The following is a 1,078-nucleotide window of genomic DNA, read 5'->3' on the forward strand; positions in this document are numbered from 1 at the left end:
GGTGGTGGCGAAGGCGTCGGCGGTGGAGACCAGGATGCCCTCGGCGGCCAGGGCGGCGGCCGCGTGGTCGGGGCGCTGATGGGGTTCGAGGGTGAGCCAGAGGATGTAGGAGGTGGGGTGGGCGGTGGTGGTCAGGCCGGCCAGGGCGGTGCGGGCGACGGCCTGGCGGGCGGCGGCGTCCGCGCGGCGTTCCCGCTCCAGGCGGGCGACCGTACCGTCGGCGAGCCAGCCGGTGGCGAGGGCGGTGATCAGGCCGGGGGCACCCCAGGCCGCCGTGCGCAGGGCGGTGGTGGCAGCCCGGAGCAGGTGGCCGGGCAGGACGGCGAAGCCGAACCGCAGGCCCGGTGCCACGCTCTTGGAGAGGCCGGCCAGGTAGCAGGTGCGCTCGGGGGCGAGGGCGTGCAGGGGTGGCGGCGGCGCGGCCTCCAGGAAGGCGTAGGTGCCGTCCTCGATCAGGGTGAAGCCGTGGTCGGCGGCGAGCCGGACGAGGCGCTCGCGCTGTTCCGGGCCGAGCACCCAGCCGAGCGGGTTGTGGACGGTCGGCTGGGTGTAGACCGCCCGCACCGGCCGGGCGCGGCAGAGCCGGTCGAGCGCGTCGAGGTCCGGGCCCGCGGCGGTGACCGGGACGGGCGCCAGGTCCAGCCCGTGGGCGGTGGCGAGCAGCTTGATGCCCGGGTAGCCGAGGGCGTCCACGGCGAGGACGTCGCCGGGGCGGGTGAGCGTCCGCAGGACGCAGTCCAGGGCCTGCTGCGCCCCGCTGGTGAGCAGGACGTTCCCGGTCGCGGCGGCGAGGGCGGCGAGCGCGGGCAGACGGCGGCGGGCCGGTCTGTCGGTGCCGGTGGTGCGGGCGGAGCGGGAAGAGCGGGGCATGGGCACTCCTCTGGTCCGAGCATGGGGAGGGTCGAAATGACCCGGTTCGGCCGGGGCCTGACCGGCCGTACCGCAGAGTAGCCATGTACCTGGCACCGCCACCAGGCATCTTTTTTCACATAGTGAACGTACGTCAGATGTGCCGGAACACCGCGACCGGCAACCGGCGTTGCCGGTTCTGCCGGTCCGGTCGGCCGGGGGTGGGGAG

1 protein-coding gene is annotated in these 1,078 nt (G+C 75.6%); it reads right to left on the reverse strand.

Going from position 1 to position 1,078, the window contains the following annotated elements:
* Positions 1-870 (reverse strand): aminotransferase class I/II-fold pyridoxal phosphate-dependent enzyme (locus tag ACIQOV_RS42615; protein WP_401056657.1); only part of this gene is annotated, 870 nt, incomplete at its 3' end.
* Positions 871-1,078 lie beyond the last annotated feature (208 nt).

Origin of the sequence: Kitasatospora sp. NPDC091257 (assembly GCF_044757675.1) — a bacterium.
Lineage (GTDB): Bacteria > Actinomycetota > Actinomycetes > Streptomycetales > Streptomycetaceae > Kitasatospora > Kitasatospora lactacystinica.